Annotated in this window: 22 protein-coding genes; 8 read left to right on the top strand and 14 right to left on the bottom strand. The window is 72.5% G+C overall.

Annotation, left to right across the window (positions count from 1 at the left end; translation table 11 throughout):
* The first annotated feature begins 29 nt into the window (after window positions 1-29).
* Window positions 30-392 carry a sterol carrier family protein gene (locus tag J2X59_RS09495; RefSeq protein WP_326496503.1) on the top strand — a complete coding sequence of 121 codons (363 nt, stop codon included), beginning with the start codon at window positions 30-32 and terminating at the stop codon, window positions 390-392.
* 343 nt (window positions 393-735) lie between these two features.
* Here the strand turns inward: J2X59_RS09495 and J2X59_RS09490 are convergent, their stop codons facing one another.
* A complete protein-coding gene (locus J2X59_RS09490) occupies window positions 736-3,261 on the bottom strand; it encodes a LuxR C-terminal-related transcriptional regulator (protein WP_326496502.1) in 2,526 nt (841 codons plus the stop codon).
* A 268-nt stretch (window positions 3,262-3,529) separates the two neighbouring features.
* Between J2X59_RS09490 and J2X59_RS09485 the strand changes: the two genes are divergently transcribed.
* Window positions 3,530-3,958: a hypothetical protein gene (locus J2X59_RS09485; RefSeq protein WP_209684023.1), complete on the top strand. Its 429-nt coding sequence runs from the start codon at window positions 3,530-3,532 to the stop codon at window positions 3,956-3,958.
* Between the two features lie 87 nt (window positions 3,959-4,045).
* Here J2X59_RS09485 and purF read toward each other — a convergent pair whose 3' ends face one another.
* Window positions 4,046-5,503 (bottom strand): amidophosphoribosyltransferase, encoded by a 1,458-nt coding sequence (gene purF, locus J2X59_RS09480; RefSeq protein WP_066652154.1) that lies wholly within the window; start codon window positions 5,501-5,503, stop codon window positions 4,046-4,048.
* A gap of 71 nt (window positions 5,504-5,574) precedes the next feature.
* Between purF and purM the strand changes: the two genes are divergently transcribed.
* Window positions 5,575-6,675 (top strand): phosphoribosylformylglycinamidine cyclo-ligase, encoded by a 1,101-nt coding sequence (gene purM, locus J2X59_RS09475; RefSeq protein WP_326496501.1) that lies wholly within the window; start codon window positions 5,575-5,577, stop codon window positions 6,673-6,675.
* A gap of 424 nt (window positions 6,676-7,099) precedes the next feature.
* On the opposite strand, the gene J2X59_RS09470 is transcribed toward purM, so the two are convergent.
* The 10 genes from J2X59_RS09470 to J2X59_RS09425 all read right to left on the bottom strand — a co-directional run bounded on the left by J2X59_RS09470 (window position 7,100) and on the right by J2X59_RS09425 (window position 16,451).
* Window positions 7,100-7,321 (bottom strand): DUF3073 domain-containing protein, encoded by a 222-nt coding sequence (locus J2X59_RS09470; RefSeq protein ID WP_066652157.1) that lies wholly within the window; start codon window positions 7,319-7,321, stop codon window positions 7,100-7,102.
* Window positions 7,322-7,490: 169 nt separating this feature from the next.
* Entirely contained in the window at window positions 7,491-7,931 is a 441-nt protein-coding gene (locus tag J2X59_RS09465; protein WP_066652159.1) for a DoxX family protein, read from the bottom strand.
* A gap of 171 nt (window positions 7,932-8,102) precedes the next feature.
* Window positions 8,103-8,369: a DUF3072 domain-containing protein gene (locus J2X59_RS09460; protein ID WP_066652161.1), complete on the bottom strand. Its 267-nt coding sequence runs from the start codon at window positions 8,367-8,369 to the stop codon at window positions 8,103-8,105.
* 107 nt (window positions 8,370-8,476) lie between these two features.
* Window positions 8,477-9,232 (bottom strand): hypothetical protein, encoded by a 756-nt coding sequence (locus tag J2X59_RS09455; RefSeq protein ID WP_326496500.1) that lies wholly within the window; start codon window positions 9,230-9,232, stop codon window positions 8,477-8,479.
* A 13-nt stretch (window positions 9,233-9,245) separates the two neighbouring features.
* Window positions 9,246-11,495 carry an APC family permease gene (locus J2X59_RS09450; protein ID WP_326496499.1) on the bottom strand — a complete coding sequence of 750 codons (2,250 nt, stop codon included), beginning with the start codon at window positions 11,493-11,495 and terminating at the stop codon, window positions 9,246-9,248.
* 128 nt (window positions 11,496-11,623) lie between these two features.
* Window positions 11,624-12,205 (bottom strand): PadR family transcriptional regulator, encoded by a 582-nt coding sequence (locus tag J2X59_RS09445; RefSeq protein WP_066652167.1) that lies wholly within the window; start codon window positions 12,203-12,205, stop codon window positions 11,624-11,626.
* Window positions 12,202-13,047: a DUF4097 family beta strand repeat-containing protein gene (locus tag J2X59_RS09440; protein WP_066652169.1), complete on the bottom strand. Its 846-nt coding sequence runs from the start codon at window positions 13,045-13,047 to the stop codon at window positions 12,202-12,204. The genes J2X59_RS09445 and J2X59_RS09440 overlap by 4 nt, the downstream gene beginning before the upstream one ends.
* A gap of 132 nt (window positions 13,048-13,179) precedes the next feature.
* Window positions 13,180-14,487, bottom strand: coding sequence for an ABC transporter substrate-binding protein (locus J2X59_RS09435; protein ID WP_209684011.1), 1,308 nt, complete (start codon window positions 14,485-14,487; stop codon window positions 13,180-13,182).
* Window positions 14,488-14,581: 94 nt separating this feature from the next.
* The gene (locus J2X59_RS09430; RefSeq protein WP_066652173.1) at window positions 14,582-15,484 is read right to left on the bottom strand and encodes a carbohydrate ABC transporter permease; all 903 of its coding nucleotides are present in this window, start codon (window positions 15,482-15,484) and stop codon (window positions 14,582-14,584) included.
* Window positions 15,485-15,494: 10 nt separating this feature from the next.
* Window positions 15,495-16,451: a carbohydrate ABC transporter permease gene (locus J2X59_RS09425; RefSeq protein WP_326496498.1), complete on the bottom strand. Its 957-nt coding sequence runs from the start codon at window positions 16,449-16,451 to the stop codon at window positions 15,495-15,497.
* A 139-nt stretch (window positions 16,452-16,590) separates the two neighbouring features.
* Here J2X59_RS09425 and J2X59_RS09420 point away from each other — a divergent pair, with 139 nt between their 5' ends.
* The 4 genes from J2X59_RS09420 to J2X59_RS09405 are packed head-to-tail and all read left to right on the top strand — an operon-like array spanning window position 16,591 to window position 20,946.
* A complete protein-coding gene (locus J2X59_RS09420) occupies window positions 16,591-17,811 on the top strand; it encodes an ROK family transcriptional regulator (protein WP_326496497.1) in 1,221 nt (406 codons plus the stop codon).
* A complete protein-coding gene (locus J2X59_RS09415; protein ID WP_326496496.1) occupies window positions 17,808-18,905 on the top strand; it encodes an ROK family protein in 1,098 nt (365 codons plus the stop codon). Before J2X59_RS09420 ends, J2X59_RS09415 begins: the two co-directional genes overlap by 4 nt.
* The gene (locus J2X59_RS09410; protein ID WP_271826259.1) at window positions 18,902-19,918 is read left to right on the top strand and encodes a Gfo/Idh/MocA family protein; all 1,017 of its coding nucleotides are present in this window, start codon (window positions 18,902-18,904) and stop codon (window positions 19,916-19,918) included. Before J2X59_RS09415 ends, J2X59_RS09410 begins: the two co-directional genes overlap by 4 nt.
* Entirely contained in the window at window positions 19,915-20,946 is a 1,032-nt protein-coding gene (locus J2X59_RS09405; RefSeq protein WP_326496495.1) for a Gfo/Idh/MocA family protein, read from the top strand. Before J2X59_RS09410 ends, J2X59_RS09405 begins: the two co-directional genes overlap by 4 nt.
* Before the next feature lie 91 nt (window positions 20,947-21,037).
* Here the strand turns inward: J2X59_RS09405 and J2X59_RS09400 are convergent, their stop codons facing one another.
* Entirely contained in the window at window positions 21,038-21,907 is an 870-nt protein-coding gene (locus J2X59_RS09400; protein WP_326496494.1) for a sugar phosphate isomerase/epimerase family protein, read from the bottom strand.
* Window positions 21,850-22,563 carry a membrane protein YczE gene (yczE, locus tag J2X59_RS09395; protein ID WP_326496493.1) on the bottom strand — a complete coding sequence of 238 codons (714 nt, stop codon included), beginning with the start codon at window positions 22,561-22,563 and terminating at the stop codon, window positions 21,850-21,852. Before yczE ends, J2X59_RS09400 begins: the two co-directional genes overlap by 58 nt.
* 61 nt (window positions 22,564-22,624) lie before the next feature.
* Here yczE and yczR point away from each other — a divergent pair, with 61 nt between their 5' ends.
* Complete coding sequence (gene yczR, locus J2X59_RS09390) at window positions 22,625-24,076, top strand: MocR-like transcription factor YczR (protein ID WP_326496492.1); 1,452 nt, start codon at window positions 22,625-22,627, stop codon at window positions 24,074-24,076.
* Window positions 24,077-24,117: the final 41 nt, after the last annotated feature.

Here is a 24,117-nt window from a genome sequence, read left to right as displayed (position 1 = left end):
GTCCGCGAGGCGACGGCTAGCCTGTGGACATGCCGCCGAAGAGGATCGAGGACGCCGCGGGACGCTCCGCGCTCGCCGCCGTGCGCGCGGGCTCGACCGTCCGCTCGGACGTCGCGACCGCGGTGCGGTGGACCCTGCAGTGCCTGGCCGACGACGTCCCCGGCAACAGCGTCGAGGTCCGCGTCCCGCCGTTCGCCGCGGTGCAGGCCGTCCCGGGTCCGCGGCACACGAGGGGGACCCCGCCGAACGTGGTGGAGACCGACGCCACCACCTGGCTGGCCCTGGCGCTGGGCGAGCTGCGGTGGGACGAGGCCCTGGCAGCGTTGCGGGTCAGCGCGTCCGGGTCCCGGGCCGACCTGACGGCGTTCCTGCCGGTCCGTACCGCGGTCTGACGCCGGTCGCGCTGCTGCGGTCGCGCGACCGGGTGACCCGGCGGCGAGGCGCGACCAGGTCGTACACCCTCGCTCACCGACTTAGGTAGGTCCTACCGATGTGACCGACAGGACCACCCGCGTAACGTCGAAGTCGCCGGGATTCGGACCCGACCCGAACGGGTCCGAACCCGGCGACAGGGTTCACGGTACGCGACATACTGCCTTCGTTGTCAACCGGTACGGCGAGTCGTGCTGCAAACCGCAACGATCGCGGTCGCATCGGGGACCTTTCCTGACCCGGCGTCAGCTTCCGAGGCGGTTCAGGATGCCGCCGGACGACCATCAGGACGCCGACGCGTGGTCAGCGGGCGCCGAGCAGCTCCACCAGCTCCGACCGTGCGTGCACGTCCCACTTCGCGAAGATCCGCGACATGTGCGCGTCGATCGTCCGCACGCTCAGGCTCAGCGTCTCCGCGATCCGCCGGTTGCTCAGGCCCTGCGCCGCGAGTTCCGCGACCTCGTACTCCCGGTTCGTCAGCGGTGGGCGGACCCGACCGGCGGACACGGCCATCCCGTGCGCGGCGAGGACCCCCTGCGCCGCCACGACCCGCGTCCGGTCGCCGGCGAGCTCGGCGTCCGCGTACTCGACGACCGCGCGGGCGAGGGGACCGTCGACGCGCGCTGCGGCTTCGCGCATGCGGGCGAGCGACGCGGTGGTGTCCCGCCCGGACGTCATGTCGTGCGTGTAGTGCTGCGTCACCGCGTACATCACGTGCAGCCACGACCCGTCACGGGTGCTGCGCTCGATGATCTCGTCTGCGTGTCGGAGTCCGGCCGGGTTGCCGAGCACCGTCTCGGTCCAGGCGATCGACACCGCGACCTGTTCCCCGGTGATCCGCATCGCGCGGCCCGGTGTGGTGCGGGCGCGCTCGAGCGCCGCCGCTGCGCGCTCGGTGTCGCCGGCGTACGCGTAGGCCATGGCCAGTCGTGCCCAGGGGTAGGCCGCGAACCCGCCGTGGTCGGCCACGTCGTAGCGCTCGCACGCCGCCGAGAACGCGGCGATCGCGTCGTCCCACCGTCGCTGACCGATCGCGTGGTTGCCCAGGCCGATGAGCTCGAGCGTGAAGTCGTACTTCAGGAACGGGCTCCCGCGTCGGACCGGGATCTCGGTGACCAGGTCGGCCATGTCCCCGCGCCAGACCTGCACCTGGTGCAGCACCGAGACGTTCTCGCCGACGCCCCACGGGGCAGCCTCGACGTGCTCGACGGCGGTGGCGATCGCCCGACGCGCGAACGCGGCGGCCTCCTCGAGCCGGCCCTCGGTCGCGAGTGCCATGGTGACGCACGGCGCGAGGCACAGGAGCGACACGGGCACGGTCGGCTGCTGGAGGATGCGCGACCGCTCGATCTCCGCCCGGACCTCGGCGAACCGACCGCCCCAACCCAGGTGGGCCAGTCGGAGCAGCCGGACGTGCTCGGCCGTCTCCGGACCGACGAGGGGTGCGAGGGCCTCGGAGAGCGCCACGGCGGCGTCGACGTCGTCGTCGTGGAACTGCCGGATGTTCGCCAGGGTCTCGCACGCCTCGACCACGACGGCGTCGTCGATCTCGCCGGCTCGCTTCCGGGCGAGGTCCCACGCGGCCTCCGCGTCGGCGCGACCGGCCTCACGACCCGTGCTGTACGAGTGCGCGATGGACCGCAGGCAGAGGGCGGTGACCCGCTCGGTGGCCGTGAGCGCGGTGCGCAGTGCAGCCGAGGCCAGGGCGACGGCGCTCTCGTGCTCCTGCAGCCGGACGGCGACCTGGGTGGCGTCGATGAGCTGGCCGACCGACGGCAGCACACCGCACTCGAGCGACCAGAGCGCGGCGCGGAGCCGGGCGGCGGGCGGCGCTCCCTCCGGCCGGGCGGTCCGGAAGGCGTTGGCGCGCGCGAACAGGGCCGTGCGCCGCGCGACCGGCACGAGGCCACGGACGACCTCGCCCACGAGCGGGTGGGACGACCGGACGATGCTCGTGCCGTCCTCGGCGGAGTCGACGGCGACCAGGCCCAGCGCGACGACCCGGTCGACATCGCCGCCGGACACCATCCCGAGCAGTCGGACGAGCGGGATCGGGTCGGCGAGCGCGACGATGTCGACGACGTCACGGAGGTCCTCGGGCAGCGCGCCGAGCTCGGTGCGGTACATGTCCGCCAGGCTGTTCGACGCGGTGACCCGGCCGCGCCAGTACCAGCCCGTCGCGGTCTGGTCGAGCGCCCCGGACGTCAGTGCCGCGCGGACGACCTCGCGCAGGTACAGCGGGTTGCCGGCGGTCGCCCGGTGCACGCGCTCGGTCGAGGCGGTCTCGAGCTGCGCGCCGAGTGCCTGTGCGACGACCTCGCCGGTCTCGTGCAGGTCGAGCGGGGCGAGGTCGATGCGCTCGAGCAGGTCGTCCTGCCACAGTGCGCGGAGCGGCTCCGACAGTGCGGTGAAGTCGCGGCACGTCAGCACGAGCCGCGCACCCTGGTCGCGGACGAGCCAGGCGACGTACCGAGCCGAGATGGCGTCGAGGTGGTCGGCGTCGTCGACGCGCAGCACGACGTCGCGGTCGGCCAGGTCGTCGGTCTCGCGCAGTCGGCGTGCGGCCGAGGCGTCGTCGACCAGGTCCGCCAGGGCCGCCGGCAGCTCACCGAAGCGGTCCGCCACGGCACCGAACGGCATCGAGCGACCGGCTTCGACCGCGGTGATCGGCACGACGACCGTGCGACCGGTGGGGTCACGGCGAGCGACTCGGTCGGTCACGCGGGCGGCGGTGGAGGTCTTGCCGAGCCCCGGTGCGCCGACGATCGCGACGCTCCAGCGGTGCTCGGCGACGACGGAGACCGCGCGGTCCTCCTCGCGACGCTGCACGATCGGCCACGGGACGCGTCCGGGCGTGCGGGGGCGGCGACGCCCACGGACGGACCGTTCGTGCACCCCGTCACCTCCCGTTCCTGGTCGTCCGCCTGCTCCCCCCGGCTCACGGATCCCGTTCCCGGGCTCCGACATCGTCCTCGACCGGGTGGTCGGTGTCCGACGGACTGCGTTCCGTGGATACCGACCGGTAGGGACATCATGCCCTGGATCGGTCGACGCGCAACAGGCCGACGGACGTCCCACAGTGGGGGACAATGGTCTGGTGAGCGACACCGACCGACCCGAAGACCGCCCGGCAGCGCCGGCCGCGACGCCGGCTCCGAGCGCCGTCAGCTCGGCGGACGAGGTCACCATCCGCCGCGCGCCGAAGTTCGGCGTGTTCATCGTCGGCGGCGCGGTGCTCGGCTTCCTCGCGACCCTGCTGGTCGTGACGCTCACCATGGACATCGACCGCGGCGACCAGCAGGACGCCGACTTCGGCACGCTGGTCGGCTACTTCTCGCTCTGGGGTGTCACGATCGGCGCCTTCGTCGGGGCCGTCGTGGCGATCGTCCTCGACCGCGTGTTCGCCCGCCGCGCCGCCCGCCTGACGGCGGAGCGCGTCGAGGTCGAGCCGGCCGAGGAGACCGTCGACGGCGAGGTCGAGGAGCACGGTGACGCGGGCGGACCCGCGGGACGTACCGACCGCTGACGGTCTGCACCGCACGACGGACGGGAGGCTCCCCACCAGCTGGTGGGGAGCCTCCCGTCCGTTCCGTGGTCGCCGTGGCGACGCGACTCAGCTGAGCTGGTTCGCCTCCACCCACGACAGGTACTCCGGGCTCACCGTGCCGGTGACGTACTCACCGGTGAAGCAGCTCATCTCGAGGTCGGTGACGTCCGAGCCCTCGATGATCGCGTCACGCATGTCCGCGACCTCCTGGTAGATGAGGTGGTCGCTGCCGAGCACGCGGTTGATCTCCGGGATCTTCCGGTCGTGCGCGATCAGCTCGGCGCGGGTCGGCATGTTGATGCCGTACACGTGCGGGTACCGGACCGGGGGAGCGGCGCTCGTGAACGTGACCTCGTTCGCACCGGCTGCTCGTGCCATCTCGACGATCTCGCGGCTCGTGGTGCCGCGGACGATCGAGTCGTCGACGATCAGGATGTTCTTGCCCTTGAACTCGGACGACATCGCGTTGAGCTTCTGGCGCACCGAACGCTTGCGCTCCGCCTGCCCGGGCATGATGAACGTGCGGCCGACGTAGCGGTTCTTGAAGAAGCCCTCGCGGTAGTCGATGCCGAGCTTCTGCGCGACCTGCATGGCCGCGGGTCGGGACGAGTCCGGGATCGGCATGACCACGTCGATGTCCCCGGTCGGGGCGTACTGCGCGATCGTGTCGGCCAGGCGGTTGCCGAGGCGGAGGCGGGCGTCGTACACCGAGATGCCGTTCATGACGGAGTCGGGACGCGCGAGGTAGACGTACTCGAACGAGCACGGCACCAGGCGCGGGTCCTTCGCGCACTGGCGGGCGTGCATCTGGCCGTTCATCTCGATGAACACGGCCTCGCCCGGAGCGATGTCGCGGACGACCTCGTAGCCGCCGGACTCGAGCACGAGGGACTCGCTCGCGACGACCCACTCCGGCTGCCCGGCCTCGTCGAACTTGTGGCCGAGGATCAGCGGTCGGATGCCGTACGGGTCGCGGAACGCCAGCAGGCCGTGCCCGGCGATCGTGGCGATCGTGGCGTAGGAGCCCTCGACGCGCTCGTGCACCCGCTCGACCGCGTCGAACACCTGGCCGGCGTCGAGCTCGCTGCCGCGGACCTGGCCCTGGAGCTCGTGCGCCAGGACGTTGACCAGCAGCTCGGTGTCGCTCGTCGTGTTGAGGTGACGGCGGTCGATGTCGAACAGCTCGCGGGTGAGCTCGCGGGTGTTCGTCAGGTTGCCGTTGTGCACGAGCACGATGCCGTAGGGCGCGTTCACGTAGAACGGCTGGGCCTCTTCCTCGTTGCTCGCGACGCCCTTCGTGGCGTACCGGACGTGTCCGAGCCCCATCGTGCCGAGCAGGGCACGCATGTCGCGGGTGCGGAATGCTTCACGGACGTGCCCACGCGTCTTGTGCATGTGGTGGACGCGACCCTCGACCGTGGCGATGCCCGTCGAGTCCTGGCCCCGGTGCTGCAGGAGCAGCAGGGCGTCGTAGATGGATTGGTTGACGGGCCCCTGCGCAACGAGGCCGACGATGCCGCACATTCGCGGAGTGCTCCAGACCGTAGGATCGGGTGGTACCGAACAAGTCTGCCATGCTCCGCGGAGGACCACGCATGCCGAACCCGTACGCTGCCGCCGGTGTCGACACCGCCGCCGGTGACCTGGCCGTCGAACTCATGAAGTCCGCCGTCTCGGCGACCCACAACCCATCGGTGCTCGGTGGTGTCGGCGGGTTCGCCGGGCTCTACGACGTCTCGTTCCTCAAGGACTACGAGCGTCCGCTGCTCGCGACCTCGACCGACGGCGTCGGCACCAAGGTCGCCATCGCGCAGGCGATCGACAAGCACGACACGATCGGCCAGGACCTCGTCGGCATGGTCGTCGACGACATCGTCGTGGTCGGCGCGAAGCCGCTCTTCATGACGGACTACATCGCCTGCGGCCGGGTCGTGCCGAACCGCATCGCCGACATCGTCGCCGGCATCGCCCGCGGCTGCTCGGCGACCGGGACCGCCCTGGTCGGCGGCGAGACGGCGGAGCACCCGGGGCTGCTCGGGCCGGACGACTACGACGTGGCGGGTGCCGCGACCGGCGTCGTCGAGGCCGGACGTCAGCTCGGCGCGCACCTCGTCGAGGACGGCGACGTCGTCGTGGCGATCGAGTCCTCCGGGCTGCACTCGAACGGGTACTCGCTCGTCCGGCACATCCTCTCCGGCAAGGGCATCGGCTACACCGACCAGCTGCCGGAGTTCGGCGCGGGCGTCTCGGTGGGCGAGGCCCTGCTCGAGCCCACCCGGCTGTACACCGCGCCGCTGCTCGACCTGCTCGACGCCCGACCCGGTGTCGTCCACTCGCTGTCCCACGTCACCGGTGGTGGCATCGCCGCGAACCTGGCGCGCGTGCTGCCCGTCGGCACCTGGGTCGAGGTCGACCGTTCGACGTGGACGCCCCCGGCGGTGTTCCGGGTGCTCGCGGACATGGCGGGGACGCCGGTCGAGGACACCGAGGGCACGTGGAACCTCGGCATCGGGATGTTCGCCGTGGTCGCTGCGGCCTCGGCGTCGGCGGTGCTCGAGGACCTGCGTGCCGCCGGGCTGCCCGCGTGGACGGTCGGCACGGTGTCGACCTCGGCCCGCGAGCTGGACGGGTTCGAGCAGGGCGCCAAGGGCGTCGACGGCGGCGCGGTCCGGCTCGTCGGTTCCTACGCGGGCTGAGCCGCGTCGGCCGCACCCGTCGGCCGCGCGGCGCAGACGCCGTCGGCGGTCGCGCGGCGGTGTGCGGCCGGCCTGGTCGCACGACATGCCGCGCGCGGATCTTCGGGTCGCACGACCTGCCGCTCAAGTTGAAGGTGAGCGGCAAGTCCTGCGACCGGAGCTCACCGCCGCGTCCGGCGGTGCGGTGAGGTCGACCCGTCCGTGCCGGCGCCGACGATGCTGCTCCGGTGCCGGCGTGGCCGTTCCGGTCGCACGACATGCCGGGCGCGGCCGTTCCGGTCGCGCGAACTGCCGCTCAGGTCGAAGGTGAGCGGCAAGTCTTGCGACTAGGCCCGGAGCCCGGAGCCCGGAGCCCGGAGCCCGACGCCCGCGCACACGACGACGCCGCGCGACCCCGGAGGGTGCGCGGCGTCGACGGTCCGGGTCAGGCGGACTTGTCCTGGTCCTGCTGGGGCTCGAACTCGTCCTCGTCGTCGCCCGGTTCCTCACCGTACTGGTCAGCCCAGCGGTCGACGTAGGAGTTCTCGTCCGAGTGTTGCCCGGCGGAGAGCTCTCGCTCGAGCGCACCGTAGTTCGTGTCCGGACTGAAGTACTTCAGCTCCCGGGCGACCTTGGTGTGCTTTGCCTTCTGACGGCCGCGCCCCATGCGTGACCCCCTCGTGATCGGCTCTGGTCCGGTCCTGGCGGGTGCATGGTTGCCACCCGGGGAACCGAACGGTTCGTGGTTTGAAATCTGCCGATCACTCTACCATGTACCCCGTTCCCCACCTGCCCATCGGCGTCCCCCGTCGGCCGGTCGCAGAGGTGACCAGGGCTCACGCCGCGAGCGGCTCCGGCACGCCCCGCTTCCGCCGTGCCGAGCGCAGGACGAGGGCGTCGAGCGAGAACCGCCCGGGCCCGGTCAGGGCGATCGCGAGCGAGGCGACGGCGAGCACGAGCACGTACTCGAAGCCGCCGTCCTGGGCGAAGAACCCCGCGGTCGCGTGGGCGAGCAGGCCCGCGACGACCATGTCGACCGCGAGCAGCAGTCCGACGACCCGTGTCGCGACGCCGACCACGAGCAGGATCCCGCCGACGAGCTCGAGGCCGGCGACGAGGGGCGCCGCGACCTCGGCGAGCGGGACGCCCATGCCCGAGAAGCCCTGCGCGACGCCGGGGATCCCCTGCGCGAACTTCTGGGCGCCGTGCGCGGTGAACACCACGCCGAGGACGATGCGGAGCGCGGTCAGGCCGATGGAGGTCGATGTCGTTCGCATGGCGACGACGCTATGCGGTGACGTGTCATCGACCCGAGGCCCTCGGGGGATTGTCCGCACTCGGCCAGGGGTCACCCAGACGTCGGTCCGCCGAATCGGGGACCGACGCTCAGGAACGACCGACGCCGGTCCACCACAGTGGGGACCGGCGTCGGGCGACAGGGTGTCGCGTCAGGAGTCCGCGCCGCGCCCGGTCTGCTGCTGCAGGCGGTCGATGTGCTCGGACGCCTCGGCCTTGCTGAGGTCCGCGGGGAGCTCCTCGCCGGCCTCGCGGGCGAGGGTGTCGAGGTAGCTGCGCTGCGGTCCGGTCATGGGCTCGTCGCCGGTCACCCACTGCTCCGGGTCCTTGCTCGCGGTCGTCGAGGGGTCGGGACGCTCGCCGCCCAGGGTCTCGCCCTGGTGCGACTCGTCGGGGGTCTGGTCTGCTGCGTCGGTCATGGCGCTGAACCTACGCGCGACGCCGGACACGACACGCAGCGAAGACGTCCCCCAGGGGACGTGCGCCGGCACGCGGACAGGGCTCCCGACCAGGCGGACGGCGGCGCTCAGACCGGCGTCGCCGTGTAGCGCACCAGGTCCGGTCCGACGCCGCTCGTCGCGATCGGCACCTCGGCGCCGCCCTGCTCGATCCAGATCGTCGCCGCCCGCTCGTCGATCCGGACGACCTCGTGCAACGAGCCGTCGATGAGCACCGCCGCCCGCACGGACACCTGCCCGGTGGACGCCCGGGGCGGGAGCCCGACCACGTCGGCGTCGTACGCGGCGTACCGACCGGGGGAGAGGAACGGCGAGACCGGGGTGGTCACGACCTCGAGACCACCCTCGATGGCACGCACGGCGACCAGGCGCACCGCCTGCTCGGTGGGCAGGGGGACGTCGACGACCGGGGCGTCGACCGGGCCGGCCAGTGCACGGAAGGCGGGCCGACCGTCGGGGGCGAGCAGTCCCTCCAGGCCGTCGATCCGCACGCGACCGCGGCCACGCGAGTCGGCGTAGAGCCCCGGCTCGAGCCCGGAGCGGCGTGCCTCGAGCCGCGTGACCACGACGCGGTCCGGTCGGTACCAGTCGCGGAGCGTGGCCGGGTCGACCCAGCCGATGCTGGCGACCCCGCGGGCGAGGTCGGCGCGGTCGTCGGCGGGGCGTTCGTCGAGGGCTCCGAGCGGGTGCTCACCGCGCACGGCGACGAGTCCGGCGTACGGTCCGGCCACCGGTGGTTCGTGGTCGAGCACCTCGACGCGCTTCGACACCTTGCCGCCGTGGCCGTCGAAGGTCGCGAAGGTGCGCAGGTCGGAGATCGTCATGTCGCCGACGATGCTACGACCGGCCGCCGTCACGGCGTGCAGGTGTGGGGACGAGGAGGTGCACCTCGCCCGTGCACTGGGTCGGGTCGACGCCCTCCGCGGGACCGGCGGGACGCGACGCCCGCCGCGGCTGCAGGCCGTCGCGCTGCGCCGGCGACCCCACCGGCTGCAGGCTGTTCCGCTGGACGGACCGGAGCAGACGGTCCTCCTGCGCGTCGTGGTGGGACACGCCCTGCGGCGAGCGGCGGAGGGCCGGCCGGACCGGCTCACCGCGGCGTTCCTGCCCCGGCAGCGGACGGGAGCGTCGGCCGTAGAGCAGTTCCGACGAGTCGAGCAGCCACGGCACCAGGGCTACGGTCACCCCGTGCACCAGCAGGAGCTTCTTGCGGATCCGGCGCCCGCGGTGGTTGTGCAGCAGGGTCTCCCACCAGTGCCCGACGACGAAGACCGGCGTGTAGACGGTGACGACCTCGGACCCGTGCTCGGCCCGGTGCGCCTTGATGTACCGGATGAGCGGCATCGAGATGTCGCGGTAGGGACTCGGCACGACGGTGAGCGGGACCTCGATCCCGTGCTCGACCCACTGCTCCTGCAGCCGGCGGGCCTCGGCGTCGTCGATCGCGACGTGCACCGCCTCGAGTCCGGCGTGCTGTGCAGCGATGGCGTAGTCGATCGCCTTGAGCACCGGCTTCTGGAGTGTGTTGACGAGGACGATCGCGTGGTCGCCGGTCGCGCCGAACTGCGTGTCGACGTCCGCCTCGACCTCGTGCGAGACGTCGCGGTAGTACCGGTTCACGCCGAGCATGAGGACGAACAGCACGGGCATGATCACGAACACGAGCCAGGCGCCGTGCGTGAACTTCGTGATGGTGACGACGACGAGCACGACGAAGGTGGAGGTCGCGCCGATCGCGTTGATCGTCAGCGAGCGCCACACCTGTCCGCGGTCGACGGGCTCGACCGCGCTGCCGTCGCGGTCCGAGCGCAGCAGGCGCAGCCAGTGCCGGACCATGCCGGTCTGGCCGAGCGTGAACGACACGAAGACGCCGATGATGTACAGCTGGATGAGACTCGTGACGTTCGCGCGGTAGACCACGAGCAGCGCGACCGCGACGAGCGCGAGCACGATGACGCCGTTCGAGTAGATGAGGCGGTCGCCGCGGGTCGACAGGGCCTTCGGCGCGTAGGAGTCCCGCGCCAGGATCGAGCCGAGCAGCGGGAAGCCGTTGAAGGCCGTGTTCGCGGCGAGGAGCAGGACCGCGGCCGTCGTCGCCTGGACGACGAAGAACAGCACGCTGCCGCCCCCGAAGGTCGCGGCGGCGATCTGCGCGATGAGCGAGCGCTGCGGTGTGGTCGCGCACGCGGTGAAGCCCTGCAGGTCGCACGCGCGCTCGGCGTAGTGCACGTGCGAGACGAGCGCGAGCGTGATGAGCCCGACGAACAGCGCGATCGCGATCGAGCCCATGAGCACCAGCGTCGTCTGGGCGTTGCGGATCTTCGGTCGGCGGAAGGCCTGCACGCCGTTCGCGATCGCCTCGACACCGGTCAGGGCCGAGCAGCCGGACGCGAACGCGCGCAGGAGGAGCAGCACGAAGGCCGCCTGCGTCGTGTGCTCGACGTTGTCGATCGTGTACGCGGCGGACTCGGCGACGGGGGCGTTGCCGAGGGCGGTGCGGACCAGGCCGGTGACGACCATGACGAACACCGAGCCGACGAACAGGTAGGTCGGCACCGCGAACGCCTTGCTCGACTCGCGGACGCCGCGCAGGTTCACCCCGGCGAGCAGCACGACGAAGGCGACCGCGAGCTCGACGCGGAACGGGTCGAGTCCCGGCAGGGCCGAGATGATGTTGTCCACGCCCGAGGCCACCGACACGGCGACCGTCATGACGTAGTCGACGAGCAGCGCGCTCGCCACGACGAGGCCGGCCTTCTCGCCGAGGTTCCGGTGGGCGACCTCGTAGTCGCCACCGCCGGACGGGTAGGCCTTGACGAGCTGCCGGTAGGACGCGACCACCACGACGAGCAGCAGCACCACCACGGCCGCGACCCACGGGGCGAAGGTCAGGAACGCCATCCCGCCGAGCAGCAGGATCATGAGGAGCTCCTGCGGGGCGTACGCCACGCTCGACAGCGGGTCGCTCGCGAAGATCGGCAGCGCCAGGTGCTTCGGGAGGAGCTGTCCCTCGAGCTTCTCGGAGGGCAGGGGATCGCCGATCAGTCGCGCCTTGAGCGACCGGATCTCGTTCGTCACGAGCGGCAAACCTACTCAGTTGCGCGCCCGAGTCAACACTGTGGGAACGGACAGGCGGCGACGGCCGTGCGCCGGACGCACGCCGACGGGCAGCGGACGGGAGGCGCGGCTCGCCACCACCCGTCCGCCCGCGGCCGTCAGACGGAGCGGCGCAGGGCCTCCAGGCCGTCCCGCAGGCGCGTCACCGTGTCCTCGGTGAGCGTCCCGCGCGTCGCGCGGCGACGCAGGTCCGCCCGGACCTGCTGCCGGAACGCGGCGATCGCCATCTCGACCTCGCGCAGGGCGCGGGCGCCCTCCGTCGGGACGTCGACGGGCTCGTCGGCGGTCTGACCGCGCGGAGCCTGGGCGCTCGCGGCGAGGTCCGCTCGGAGCGAGCGCATGGCCTCGCCGACCGAGGCGCGGACGCCGTCGGCCAGGGACCGCACCGAGTCGGCGACCCCGGACTCGACCGCGGCGAGCTCCTCGGCGCGGGCGTCGAGCTCGGCACGGCCGGCGTCGGTGATCGCGTACACGGTCTTGCGGCCGTCGACGGTCTTGGTGACGAGCCCCTCGGACTCGAGCTTGGCGAGTCGCGGGTACACGGTGCCGGCGCTCGGGACGTACGCGCCGCCGAAGCGCTCGCCGAGGGCCTGGATGAGCTCGTAGCCGTGCATGGGGCGGTCGGCGAGCATGGCGAGCAGTGACAGGCGCAGGTGACCGTGCGCGAAGACGGGGCTCATTCGGACGCCTCCGCGCCGGTCGGGGCGTCCGTCGGAGCGGCCGGGGCGGGCGGGGCGTGCAGGACCGCGACGTCGCCCGAGACCGAGTTGACCTTGAGGTCGAGCCACTGCCCGCTCAGCTCGCCGCCCTGCTTGACGTACGAGCCGCGGACGCCGCGGATCTCGGAGTCGTCGAACTGCAGCTTGCCGGACGCGGTGCTGACGGTGCAGCGGTAGGGGACGCCGTCCTCGAGCCGGACGCTCACCGAACCGGACACGGTGTTGATGCGTGCGGCGTCCGGGGTGCCCTGCAGGTCGAGCACCACGTCGGCGTTCACCCCGTCGGCCGTGAGGCGCGGGATCGCGCCCGTCGCCACGACGTCGCCCGACACGGTGCGGACCGTGAGTGCGCCGTCGAGGTCGCGGACCGTGGTCGCCCCGGAGACGGCGTGCACGGCGAGGTCGCCCGCGAGCCCGTCGACGACGACGTCGCCCGAGACGGTGTTCACCGAGGCGCCGCGGTTCGTGCCGGAGAGCAGCGCCCCCGCGGAGACGACGCCGACCGTGACCCGTGCGTCGCGGGGGACCAGCACGCTGACGTCGGCGGTGGCGCGACCGCGGAACGACCTGAGGAAGCCGAGCGGGTCGTCCCACCGGACCTGCGGGTGGTCGATGGTGAGCGTGTCGCCGTCCAGCTCGATCTTGAGCGGCTTGCCGGACACGCCGTGCACCTCCACCCGGGCGGTCGGTTCGTCGTGGGCCACGACGTCGACCTGCCCACCGGCGAGGCCGACGCGCAGGGCGCGGACGATGCCGGTGTCGATCACCTTGGGCTCCTCGACGAGCCACTTCTCCTGGGCCATGTTGCCTCCTCGAACTCGCGATGTATCGCGTGTATGGAATCACGGTACATCGCGAGTGACCGGTTGTCACCAGGCCAGGATGCAGGACGGCCCCGCTCCCGGTGGGGAGCGGGGCCGTCCTGCGGAGCGGGTCTACTTCGCTGCGTCGTCCAGCGCCGCCTGTGCCTTCTCCGCCGCCGCGTCGAGGGCCTCCTTCGGGCTGGTCTTCAGCAGCATCGCGGACTGCAGCTGCGTCGACAGCGCCGCGCTCACCTCGCCGTACGCGGTGATCGACGGACGCGCCTTGGCGTACTCGAGCTCGTCGGCGAAGGCCTTGAGGCGCGGGTTCTCGTCCAGGTACTGCTTCCACGTCGCGTTGTCCGCCGTGGCCTGGTTCGCGGGGAGCAGGCCGGTCGCGATGTCCCACTTCGCCTGGGTGTCCGGGCTGAGCCACCACTGCAGGAACTTCCACGAGGCGTCCTGCTTCGCGGTCGTCGTCTCGATGATGTACGAGTTGTTCGTGCCGAGGTTCATCGCCGGCTCCTCGATGCCCGGGAGCGGGAAGACGCCGACGTTCTCCTTGCCGAGCGTGCTGTCGATGGTCGACAGGTCGTACGCGCCGGTGATCGCCATCGCGGCCTTCTTCGACGTGAGCGCGGGGACGGCGCCGTTCGTCGAGGTGGTCAGGAGCGACTGCGGGTAGGCCGAGCCGTCCTGCAGCATGTCCGTCCACGCGGTGAGGGCCTTCACGCCCGCGTCGCTGTTGAACTCGACCTTGGTGTTGTCCTCGTTGAGGAAGTCGCCGCCGGCACCCCAGAGCATCGACTGCCAGGTGAAGACCGGCCACTCACCGGTACCGATCGGCAGGTAGGCGCCGTACTGGGTCGTGCCCTTGGTGAGCTTCTTCGCGTCGTCCTGGAACTCCGACCACGTCGTCGGGGTGTCGGTGATGCCCGCGGCCTTGAACATCTCCTTGTTGTAGACGACGGCGTAGTCGCCGATGTCGGTCGGCAGCGTGTACTGCTTGCCGTCGAACTCGCCGGTCGAGAGCATGCCCTCGGTGAAGCTGTCCTTCGTGACGTCACCGCTCGACAGGTGGTCCTCGAGCGGCAGGACCTTGCCGGTCTGGATCACCTCGCCGGTCTGCTGCGGGGTGCTGTCGCCGAGCACCATGTCGGGTCCGGTGTCGTTCTTCAGCGCGTTGATGAGCTTCGCGTCGAACTGGTCGGACGAGGCCGCGTACTGGGGCTGGACGTCGATCTCGTCCTGCGAGGAGTTGTACTCGTCGATGAGCTTCTTCACCTCGGTGGCCTGCGGCCCCGTGTAGTTGTGCCAGACCGTGATCGTGGTCTTGCCGCCGCTGCCGCCGGAGTTGCCGGTGACGGAGCCGCCGGAACACCCGGACAGGGCCAGTGCAGCACCCACGGCGAGGGCCGTGGCGCCGAGCAGTCGCTTGCGCATGAGTCGTCCTTTCTCGGACTTCGGGTGGAGCGAAGGGTGCCCCCGCCTGGGGCGGAGGGTGATGAGGAGGAGTGGAGCGAGGGGCGGTGCGGGATCAGCGGAGTCCGCCGGCCATGGCCGACACGATCTGCTTCTGGAAGATGATGAAGACGATGAAGACCGGCAGGATCGCCAGCGTGGAGCCGGCCATCAGCAGGTTGAAGCTCTGGCTCGCGTTCGCGGACTGCAGCTGCGTGAGGCCGACGGAGACGGTGAAGAACTCCGTCCGCGACGCGACGAGGAACTGGAAGAAGAAGTTGTTCCAGTTGTAGACGAACGACAGGACCGCGAAGGACCCGATCATCGGCGTCGCCATCGGCGTCACGACGGACCACATCCGCCGCCACACCCCGGCACCGTCCACCCGGCTGGCGTCCTCGATCTCGCTCGGGAACGACGTGAAGAACTGCCGGAAGAGGAAGGTGCCGAGGATCGACGGGATGTTCGGGACGATGAGGCCCTGGTAGCTGTTCAGCCAGTGCAGCGACGACAGCAGGGTGATGAGCGGCGTGAACACGACCTCGAACGGCACGAGGAGCGCGGCGAGCAGGACGACGAAGACGATGTTCTTGCCGGGGAACTTCAGGCGCGAGAACGCGAAGCCCGCAGCCAGGCTCGTCACGATCTGCCCGAGGGTGGTCGCGATCGCCACGACCGTCGAGTTGAAGAAGTACAGCCCGAAGGGGGCGACGGTGAAGATGTCGGTGTAGTTCGACAGCTCCCACTGCCGCGGCAGGAAGGTCGGCGGGAAGGCGAGTGCCTCCTCCGAGGACTTGAAGCTCGTCAGCAGCATCCAGAGGAACGGGCCGAAGAACAGCACGACCGCGACGAGCAGGATGACGTGCCGCAGGACGGCGGGTGAGTGCTTGCGGAACAGCACGCCGAACGGGCGGCTGCGGTGCGGACGGGAGGCGCGGTGTGCGTCCGCCGGGAGGGTGCGGGAGGCGATCTGGGTCACGGTGGCGGTCCTAGTTCAGCTCGACGGGATCGCGGCGGTTGATGACCCGCAGCTGGACGACCGCGACGAGGATGCCGACGATGAGCAGGAGCACGGCGGCAGCGCTGGCCGAGCCACCGTGGAAGAACACGAAGCCCTGGTTGTAGATGTAGTAGAGGATCGTCTCGCTCGAGTTGATCGGGCCGCCCTGGGTCAGGACGTAGACCTGCGTGAAGACCTGCAGCGCGCCGATCACGCCGGTGATCGCGAGGAAGCCCGTGGTCGGGGCGACCAGGGGGAGCGAGATCCGGAAGAAGCGGCGGATCGGCCCGGCGCCGTCGAGCGTCGCGGCCTCCATGTAGGACGCCGGGATGTTCGTGAGCGCGGCCGAGTAGATGATCATCGTGTAGCCGACGCCCTGCCAGATCGAGAACACGATCACCGAGACCAGGGCCCACGGCTCGGAGGTCAGGAAGCCGATCGGGGGAGCACCGAGCGCGGTGACCACGCCGTTCACCAGACCACCGAGCGGCGACAGGATGAAGCTGAAGATCAGTGCGCTGCCGACGATCGGGGCGATGTACGGCACGAACAGCAGTGCCCGGTAGACGCCGCGACCGCGGAACGGCTGCGCCAGCAGTGCCGCGAAGAACAGCCCGAGGGCCATCGTGATCGGCACCACGACCACCACGTACAGCGCCGTGTTGCCGGCCGCCCGGACGAACTCGCCGTCCTGGAACAGCCCGGTGAAGTTCGACAGGCCGACGAAGCCGTTCGTCTCGCCGGACGCGGGGTTCCAGTCGGTGAACGAGTAGAAGACGGTCTGCGCCAGTGGGTACAGGTAGAACACCGCCAGCAGCACCGTCGTCGGGGCGATGAGCACGTAGCCCGCTCGGCCCTCGCGTCGTTCCATCCGGCTCGCGTCCGCAGTGGACGACCGTCGACCGGGGACACGCACCCGGGCCGGGTTCTCAACCGCACTCGTCATGCGGACCTCCTCTTGGCTCGTCGTTGAACGCTAGGAATCGGCTGTTTCGAGCAGATTACCGTTCGATCACCAAAAGTAAACAGTCGAATCTGCAACGACTTCGTTCGATAATCGACCGTTTCGTCGCTACAGTGTCGGCATGCACGAGCAGCACTTCCAGGACATGGACCGGAACCCCGGGTCCGTCGGGGACGTCCTCCGACTGATCCGCGTCTCGGACACGACCTCGCGCTCGAGCATCGCCAGGAGCACCGGACTCGCACCGTCCACGGCCTCGGCCCGGGTCGACGCACTGACCGCGCTCGGGCTCGTGCGCGAGAGCGGCGCCGAGGGGTCCCGCGGCGGCCGGCGTGCCCGGCGGCTCGAACTCGTGGCGGACGCCGGCTTCGTCGCCGCGGCCGACCTCGGCGCCCACCACGTGCGCATCGTGCTCACCGACCTGGCTGGCCGGATCGTCGCCGACACCGACGCCCTCGAGCACGGCGCCGCAACGGTGCCCGTCGCCGCCGGCCCGCGGGCGTCGGTCGCCGCGCTGTGGGACCGGTTCGTCGAGCTCGCCCGCGACGCCGGCCTCGACACGACCCGCTTCCGCGGCGCCGCGATCAGCGTCCCCGCGCCCGTGTCGTACCCGGGCGGCAGCATCGCGACCCCGTCGTTCGAGCCGTCGTGGCACGGTGCCGTGCTGCCCGAGCTCTTCGCCGAGCACACCGACGCCCCCGTCCTCGTGGAGAACGACGCGAACCTCATCGCCCTGGCCGAGCGTCCGGGCCCCGACCGCACGGGCACGCTCGTCGCGGTGAAGCTCGGCACCCGCATCGGCTCGGGGGTGCTGCTCGACGGGCGCCTGCACCGCGGGGTGAGCGGTGCCGCCGGCGAGATCAGCCACACCCCGGTCGACGGCGAGGCCGCGATCGGCTGCACCTGCGGCGTGCCGGACTGCCTCGAGTCGGTGGCGTCCGGGGGAGCGATCGTGGCGCGGCTGCGCGCGGGCGGACGGCAGGTCGGCGGGACGAGCGACGTGCTCGCGCTCGCGGCGCAGGGCGACGCGGTCGTCCTCGACGAGCTCCGCCGGGCGGGGGAGCACATCGGCCGCGTGCTCTCCGGCATCGTGAACTTCTGCAACCCGAGCGAGGTCGTGCTGGCGGGGGCGATGTCGGCGTCGTCCGTCCTGGTCGCGACGATCCGCGGGGAGCTCTACCGGTCGTGCCTGCCGATGGTCGCGGACGCCCTCGACGTCCGGGCGAGCTCGTCCCCGCGCGACGCCGGCATCCGCGGGGCGACGGTGCTCGCGATCGACGAGGTGCTCGCACCGGCACGCGTCGACGAACTCGCCCGCGCGGCGACGGAGCGGACGGCATGAGCGCCGCGGGCACGGGCTCGCACGGCGGCCGGGAGGCATCGGGCGCGGTCGTCGCCGTCGACGTCGGCGGCACCACCGTCAAGGGGATGGTCCGGGTCGGTGACGTCGTCCTCGACCGCGCGGTCGTCCCCACCCTGGCGCCGGTCGCGGCGACCGACGCGCACGCGGCGGCCACGGACGCCACCGTGGGCGGTCCGGCGCTCGCCGCCGTCACCGCCGTCGTCGACCGGCTCGCCGCCGCCGCGGCCACCGCCGGGCACCCGCTCGCCGCCATCGGTCTCTGCACGCCCGGGGTCGTCGACGCCGAGACCGGGACGGTGGTCGTCGCGGTCAACCTCGACTGGCACGACCTGCCCCTCGCCGGACTCCTGCGCGACCGGTACGGCGTCCCCGTCGCCGTCGCGCACGACGCCCGCGCTGCCGCGACGGCCGAGATCGCAGCACGCACCGCGGCGGGCCGGGACGTCGCCGAGCTGGTCTTCATCCCGATCGGGACCGGCGTCTCCGCGAGCCTGGTCGTCGACGGGCGCCTGGTGGTCGGAGCAGCCGGAGGTGCCGGCGAGGTCGGACACGTGTGCGTCCGCCCGGGGGGCGAGCCCTGCACGTGCGGGCAGCGCGGGTGCGTCGAGGTGTACGCCTCCGCACGGAACATCCGACGGCGCTACCGCGCGGCCGGCGGCACGATCGACGGCGCGACCGAGGAGATCGTCGCCGCCGTGGACACCGACCCCGTGGCCGCCGCGGTCTGGGCCGACGCGGTCGACGCGCTCGCCGCCGGGATCGCGATCCTGTCCGCCGTGCTCGACCCGGCGGTGGTCGTCGTCGGCGGCGGACTCGGCGAGTCCGGGGAACGCCTGCTCGCCCCGCTGCGCACCGCGGTGGACGCGCGGCTCGGCTGGCGTCCCGCGCCCCGCATCGAGCAGTCCCTCGCGGGCGCCGGTGCCGGCCTGGCGGGAGCAGCCCTGCTCGCCCGCACCGCAGCGCAGTCGACCGCAGCGCAGTCGGCCCCTGCGCCGCCTGCCGCCACCACCGCTGCCCACGGCGCCGAACCCACCACGGACACCGCACCACCACGAACCAGGAGGACCCCATGACCGCTCAGCGACTCCGGATCGGCCTCGTCGGCGCGGGGGTGATCGCCCACGCGCACCTGCCGAACCTGCTCCGGATCGGGGACGTCGTCGTCTTCTCCGAGGTCGGCGCCGAGGACCTCGTCGCAGCACACGGCGGCGAGGTGGTCGACTCGCTCGACGAACTCCTCGCCCGCGTCGACGTGGTGGACGTCGTCGTCCCCACGTACGCCCACGCCGAGGTCGTGCGCGCGGCGCTCGCCGCCGGCAAGGACGTCATCAGCGAGAAGCCGCTCGCCCGCACCGACGCGGACGCCGACGACCTGGTCCGGCTCGCGCACGAGGCCGGTCGCCAGCTCTACCCGGCACACGTGGTCCGCTACTTCCCCGAGTACGTCCGTCTCAAGGCCGCGGTCGAGGCCGGGCAGCTCGGCGAACTGGCCGTCCTGCGGTTCGTCCGCTCGGGTGCGTTCCCGACCCGCTCCGCCTGGTTCGCCGACCCCGAGCTCTCGGGCGGCATCATCATGGACCAGATGATCCACGACCTGGACATCGCACGGTGGATCGCCGGCGACGTCGTCCGGGTCAGCGCGGTGCACGTCCGCAAGGGCACCGTCGACCACCCGGTCGAGGCGGCGCACGTGCTGCTCACCCACGCGTCCGGGGCGATCAGCCACGTCGCGGGCATCTGGGGGCCGGCGCACCTGCCGTTCGTCACCGAGTTCTCGGCGACCGGCACCCTCGGGTCCCTGTCGCACGACTCCCGCGCCGAGCGGAACTACACGGCGGAGCTCCTCGACGAAGCCGGGGTCGGCGGCGACCTGCCCGAGCTCGACCCCGCCGAGGACCCGTACTTCCTCGAGATCCGCGAGTACCTCGGGGCCTTCCGTGGCGGCGCGGTGCCCCGCGTGTCCGCCGAGGACGGCGCCACCGCGGTCCGCATCGTCAACGCCGCGCTGCGGTCGGTCGCGACGGGGCAGCCCGTCGACCTCGAGCCCGCGCCGGCGGCCGGGACGCACGAGGGGGCGACGGCGTGACCGCCCTGCGCATCGGCGTGCTGTCCTTCGCGCACACGCACGCCCTGTCCTACCTGTCCGCGCTGCAGGCGATGCCGGACGTCGAGGTCGTCGGCACCGACCCGGACGGCACCTCGACGGGCACCGACCTGGTCGACCTGCGCGGTCGTGCACTCGCGGATGCCCTCGGGGTCGCGTACGTCGACACCGTCGAGGAGCTGCTGGCGAGCGGGGTCGACGCCGTGGTGGTCACGAGCGAGAACGCCCGGCACCGTGCCCTGGTCGAACAGGCCGCCGCCGCCGGGGCCCACGTGCTGTGCGAGAAGCCGCTCGCCACGACCTGGGAGGACGGGCTCGCGATGGGCGCCGCCGCGGAGGCCGCCGGCGTGCTGCTCATGGTCGCCTTCCCGGTCCGCTTCGCGAGCACCTTCGCCCGGCTCGCCGCGACGAAGCGGTCCGGCCGCCTCGGCGAGGTGTTCTCGGTCCGCGGTGCCAACAACGGCATGCTGCCGCTGACCCGCTCGTGGTTCACGGAACCCGGACTGTCCGGCGGCGGCGCGATCGTCGACCACGTCGTGCACATCGCGGACCTGCTCGACGAGCTCCTGGACGGCACGCCGGCCGAGACCGTCACGGCGGTCACGAACCGGGTGCTGCACGCGTCGCGCGCGCAGGCCGAGACCGCCGGTCTGGTCACCATCACCTACGCCGACGGCACGATCGCGGCGATCGACTGCTCGTGGAGCCGTCCGGACACCTCGCCGACGTGGGGTGGGCTGGCCCTCACCGTCGTCGGGACCGAGGGATCGGTGGACGTCGACTTCTTCCGGCCCAGCGTCCGCGGGCTCGACGCCGCGAGCGGCCGGTCGGTCGTCCTGCCCTACGGGCCGGACTTCGACGCCGCGATGCTCGACACGTTCGTCGCCGCGGTGCGCTCCGGCGAGCAGCCCCAGCCCGACGCGGCCGTGGGACTGCGGACCCTGGCGATCGTGCTGGCAGCGCAGGAGTCGGCCGCGAGCGGCGAGACGGTGCGGGTGCGGTCCGTCTGACCCGACCCGCCGACGGCCTGGAGGCGCGGTGCCGGCCGGTGCCGCGCCTCCAGGCCGTCAGCGGGTGCGGCCCGACCGCCGGGCGGTCGCGTCAGGAGCCACCGGCCGCCGCCCACAGGCGGCGTGCGTTCGCGAGTCCGCGCTCGACCGCGTCGACGTCGTCCTCGAGTCCCTCGAACTCGATCGACACCGGCCCGTCGAACCCGCTGGCGACGATCCGCTCGACGATCCGTCCGAGCGGCAGGTCGCCGTGCCCGACCACCGTGCCGAGGACGGCGCGACCGGCCAGCGTGGTGAGCCACCCGTCCGCCGCCGGCGGGGTCTCGCGCACCAGGAAGTCCTTGAGGTGCACGACCGCTGCGACCGGCAGCACCCGCTGCACCGCGCGCAGCGGGTCGTCGTCGAGGCAGACGAAGTTGCCGACGTCGAGCAGCGCGCGGAAGCCCGGGTGGTCGACCTCGTGCACCAGTCGCAGGATCCGCTCGCTGTCGTTGAAGGCGAAGCCGTGGTTCTCGACCATCGTCGTGATGCCGAGCGTCGCGGCGTGCTCGGCGACCGCGCGGCAGACCGGCACCACCTGCGCGAGCACCCGCTCGAACTCCGCGTGGTCGGCGTCCCGCCAGGCCCAGGGGACGACGTCGTGGCGGAGGTGCGTGATGCCGAGCCGGTGTGCGACGTCGAGGTGCTCGTGGACGCGGGCGACCTCGGCGTCGACGGTCGCCGGGTCCGAGAAGTCCGCACCGATCACGTGGTTCGCGAGCTCGATCCCGCGGGCGGCGGCGTGCTCGCGCAACCGGTCGACGAGCTCGGGCTGCCGGGGGAGGTCGTCGCCGAACCCACCCGCGGCGATCTCGAGGTGCTCGCCACCGGCGTCCGCGACCCGGTCGACGACGTCGAGGATCGTCAGTGCACCGCGCTGGAGCGAGCGGGCGTAGCTGTAGGAGGACACTCCGAGTCGCATGGCGCGACCCTAGCCGCAGTCGGTGCGCCGCCACCAGGGGTGCTGCCCTGGCGTTGCGGGGACCACGGCAGGCGGCGGAAGAGCGGCATGAGCGGCTGCACCATCGGGCCGATCGCGAACGCCGCGACCACCGTGCCGACCCCGACGTCGCCGCCGAGGAGCCACCCCACCACGACGACGGTGACCTCGATGAGCGTGCGGGCGAGCCACAGCGGCCAACCGAACCGCTCGTGCACGCCGACCATCAGGCCGTCCCGGGCGCCGGTGCCGAGCCCGGCGCCGATGTAGCAGGCCGTCGCGACGGCGAGCAGCGCGAGCCCCGCGGCGAACAGCAGGATCCGGGGGACCATCCCGTCGGGCTCCGGCACGAGCCAGAGCACCAGGTCTGCCGACGGACCGATCGCCAGCACGTTGCAGAGCGTGCCGATGCCGGGCTTCTGGCGGAGCGGGATCCAGAGCAGCAGGATGACGACGCTCGACGCCACGGTGATGACGCCGAACGACCAGGGCAGCACGTTCTCCAGGCCCTGCGTCAGGACCGTCCACGATCCGACGCCGACCACGGCGCGGACCTGCAGTGCGGTCGAGGCGCCGTAGAGGAAGAGCCCGACGGCGAGCTGGACGGAGCGGAGCACGAGGGCGGTGGAGCGGCGCATGCACCGATGCTCCCGCCGGATTGGCCTGGCCGTCGAGAGCCAATCGGGCTAGCGTGGCCCCGTGCCCCCGGTCTCCCTCAGTGCCCGCGCCGCCGCCCTCCTGCTGGCCGACTGGCGCGACGGCACCGACGCCCCCGCCTACGAGGCCCTGTCCGACGCCGTCCGCGTGCTCGTCATCGACGGCCGGGTGCCGCTGGGCGTCCGGTTGCCCGCCGAACGCGGGCTCGCCGAGGCCCTCGGCGTCTCCCGGACGACCGTCGCGAACGCCTACGCCCGGCTGCGGGACGACGGGTTCGTGGTGTCGCTGCGCGGGTCCGGCAGCGTCGTGCACCTGCCGCGCGACCTGGCCGGTCGGCCCGACCCCGAGCGACTCGGCGGCGTGGTGCCCGGGGACCTGCTCGACCTGCGGAAGGCCGCCCTGCACGCCGCACCCGAGGTCGCCGACGCCGTCGAGCGGGCGGTCCGGTCCGTGCCCGCCGCGCTCGCCGGCATCGGCTACGACACCGTCGGTGACCCCGGGCTCCGCGCAGCGATCGCGGACCGGTACACCGAGCGCGGGTTGCCCACCGACCCCTCGCAGGTGGTCGTCACGATCGGTGCCCAGCACGCGATCGCACTGCTCGCCCGCGTGCTCGTGCGCCGCGGCGACACCGTGCTCGTCGAGTCGCCGACGTACCCGCACGCGCACGAGGCCTTCCGCGAGGCCGGTGCCCGACTCGTCGGCGTGCCCGTCGACGCCCGCGCCGGCTGGGACGCGGCAGCGCTCGAGACGACCCTGCGCCGGACGGCCCCGGCGGTCGCCTACGTCATGCCCGAGCTCCACAACCCGACCGGGGCGACCATGACGGCCGACACCCGGCGGCTGCTGCTCGACGTCGCCGCGACGACCGGCACGACCGTGGTCGCCGACGAGACGATGGGGGAGCTCCGCATCGACGGGGACCCCGCGCCGCCGCTCGCCGCGGCCGACCCGTCGGGCGCCTCGGTCGTGATGATCGGCTCCGCCGCCAAGGTCTTCTGGGGCGGCCTGCGCATCGGTTGGGTCCGGGCCGCACCGGAGCTCCTCCAGCGCCTGCTGCTCGCCCGCCCGACGGGCGACCTCGGCACGCCGGTCCTCGACCAGCTCGTCGCGCGCGAGCTCGTGCCGCGCACGGCGGCCGTCCTGGAGGGGCGGCGCACCTTCCTGCGCGCCGGTCGCGACGAGCTCGTGGCCGGCCTGCGCGCCCGGCTGCCCGAGTGGGACGTCCCGTCGCCGGCAGGCGGGTTGACGACGTGGGTCGGGCTCGGCCGTCCGGTGTCGAGCGCACTCGTCCTGGCCGCGCGGGCCGAGGGGGTGCTCCTGGCGTCGGGTGGGGTGTTCGGCCCCGACGGCGGGTTCGAGCGGTTCCTCCGGGTGCCCTGGACGATGGCCGCCGCGGACCGGGAGCGCCTGGTCGACGTGCTCGGGGGCGCGTGGTCGCGGATCGGTGGCGAGGCAGCAGGCGCCCGGGGATCGCTCGCCGCGGTGGTCTGAACGCCCGGTCGTCCACTGGTGCACGTTCGTCCACGGACCTG

Origin of the sequence: Curtobacterium sp. 260 (assembly GCF_030803485.1) — a bacterium.
Lineage (GTDB): Bacteria > Actinomycetota > Actinomycetes > Actinomycetales > Microbacteriaceae > Curtobacterium.
Note: the sequence above shows the minus strand (reverse complement) of the source record. Positions and strands in the feature narration are given on the sequence as shown.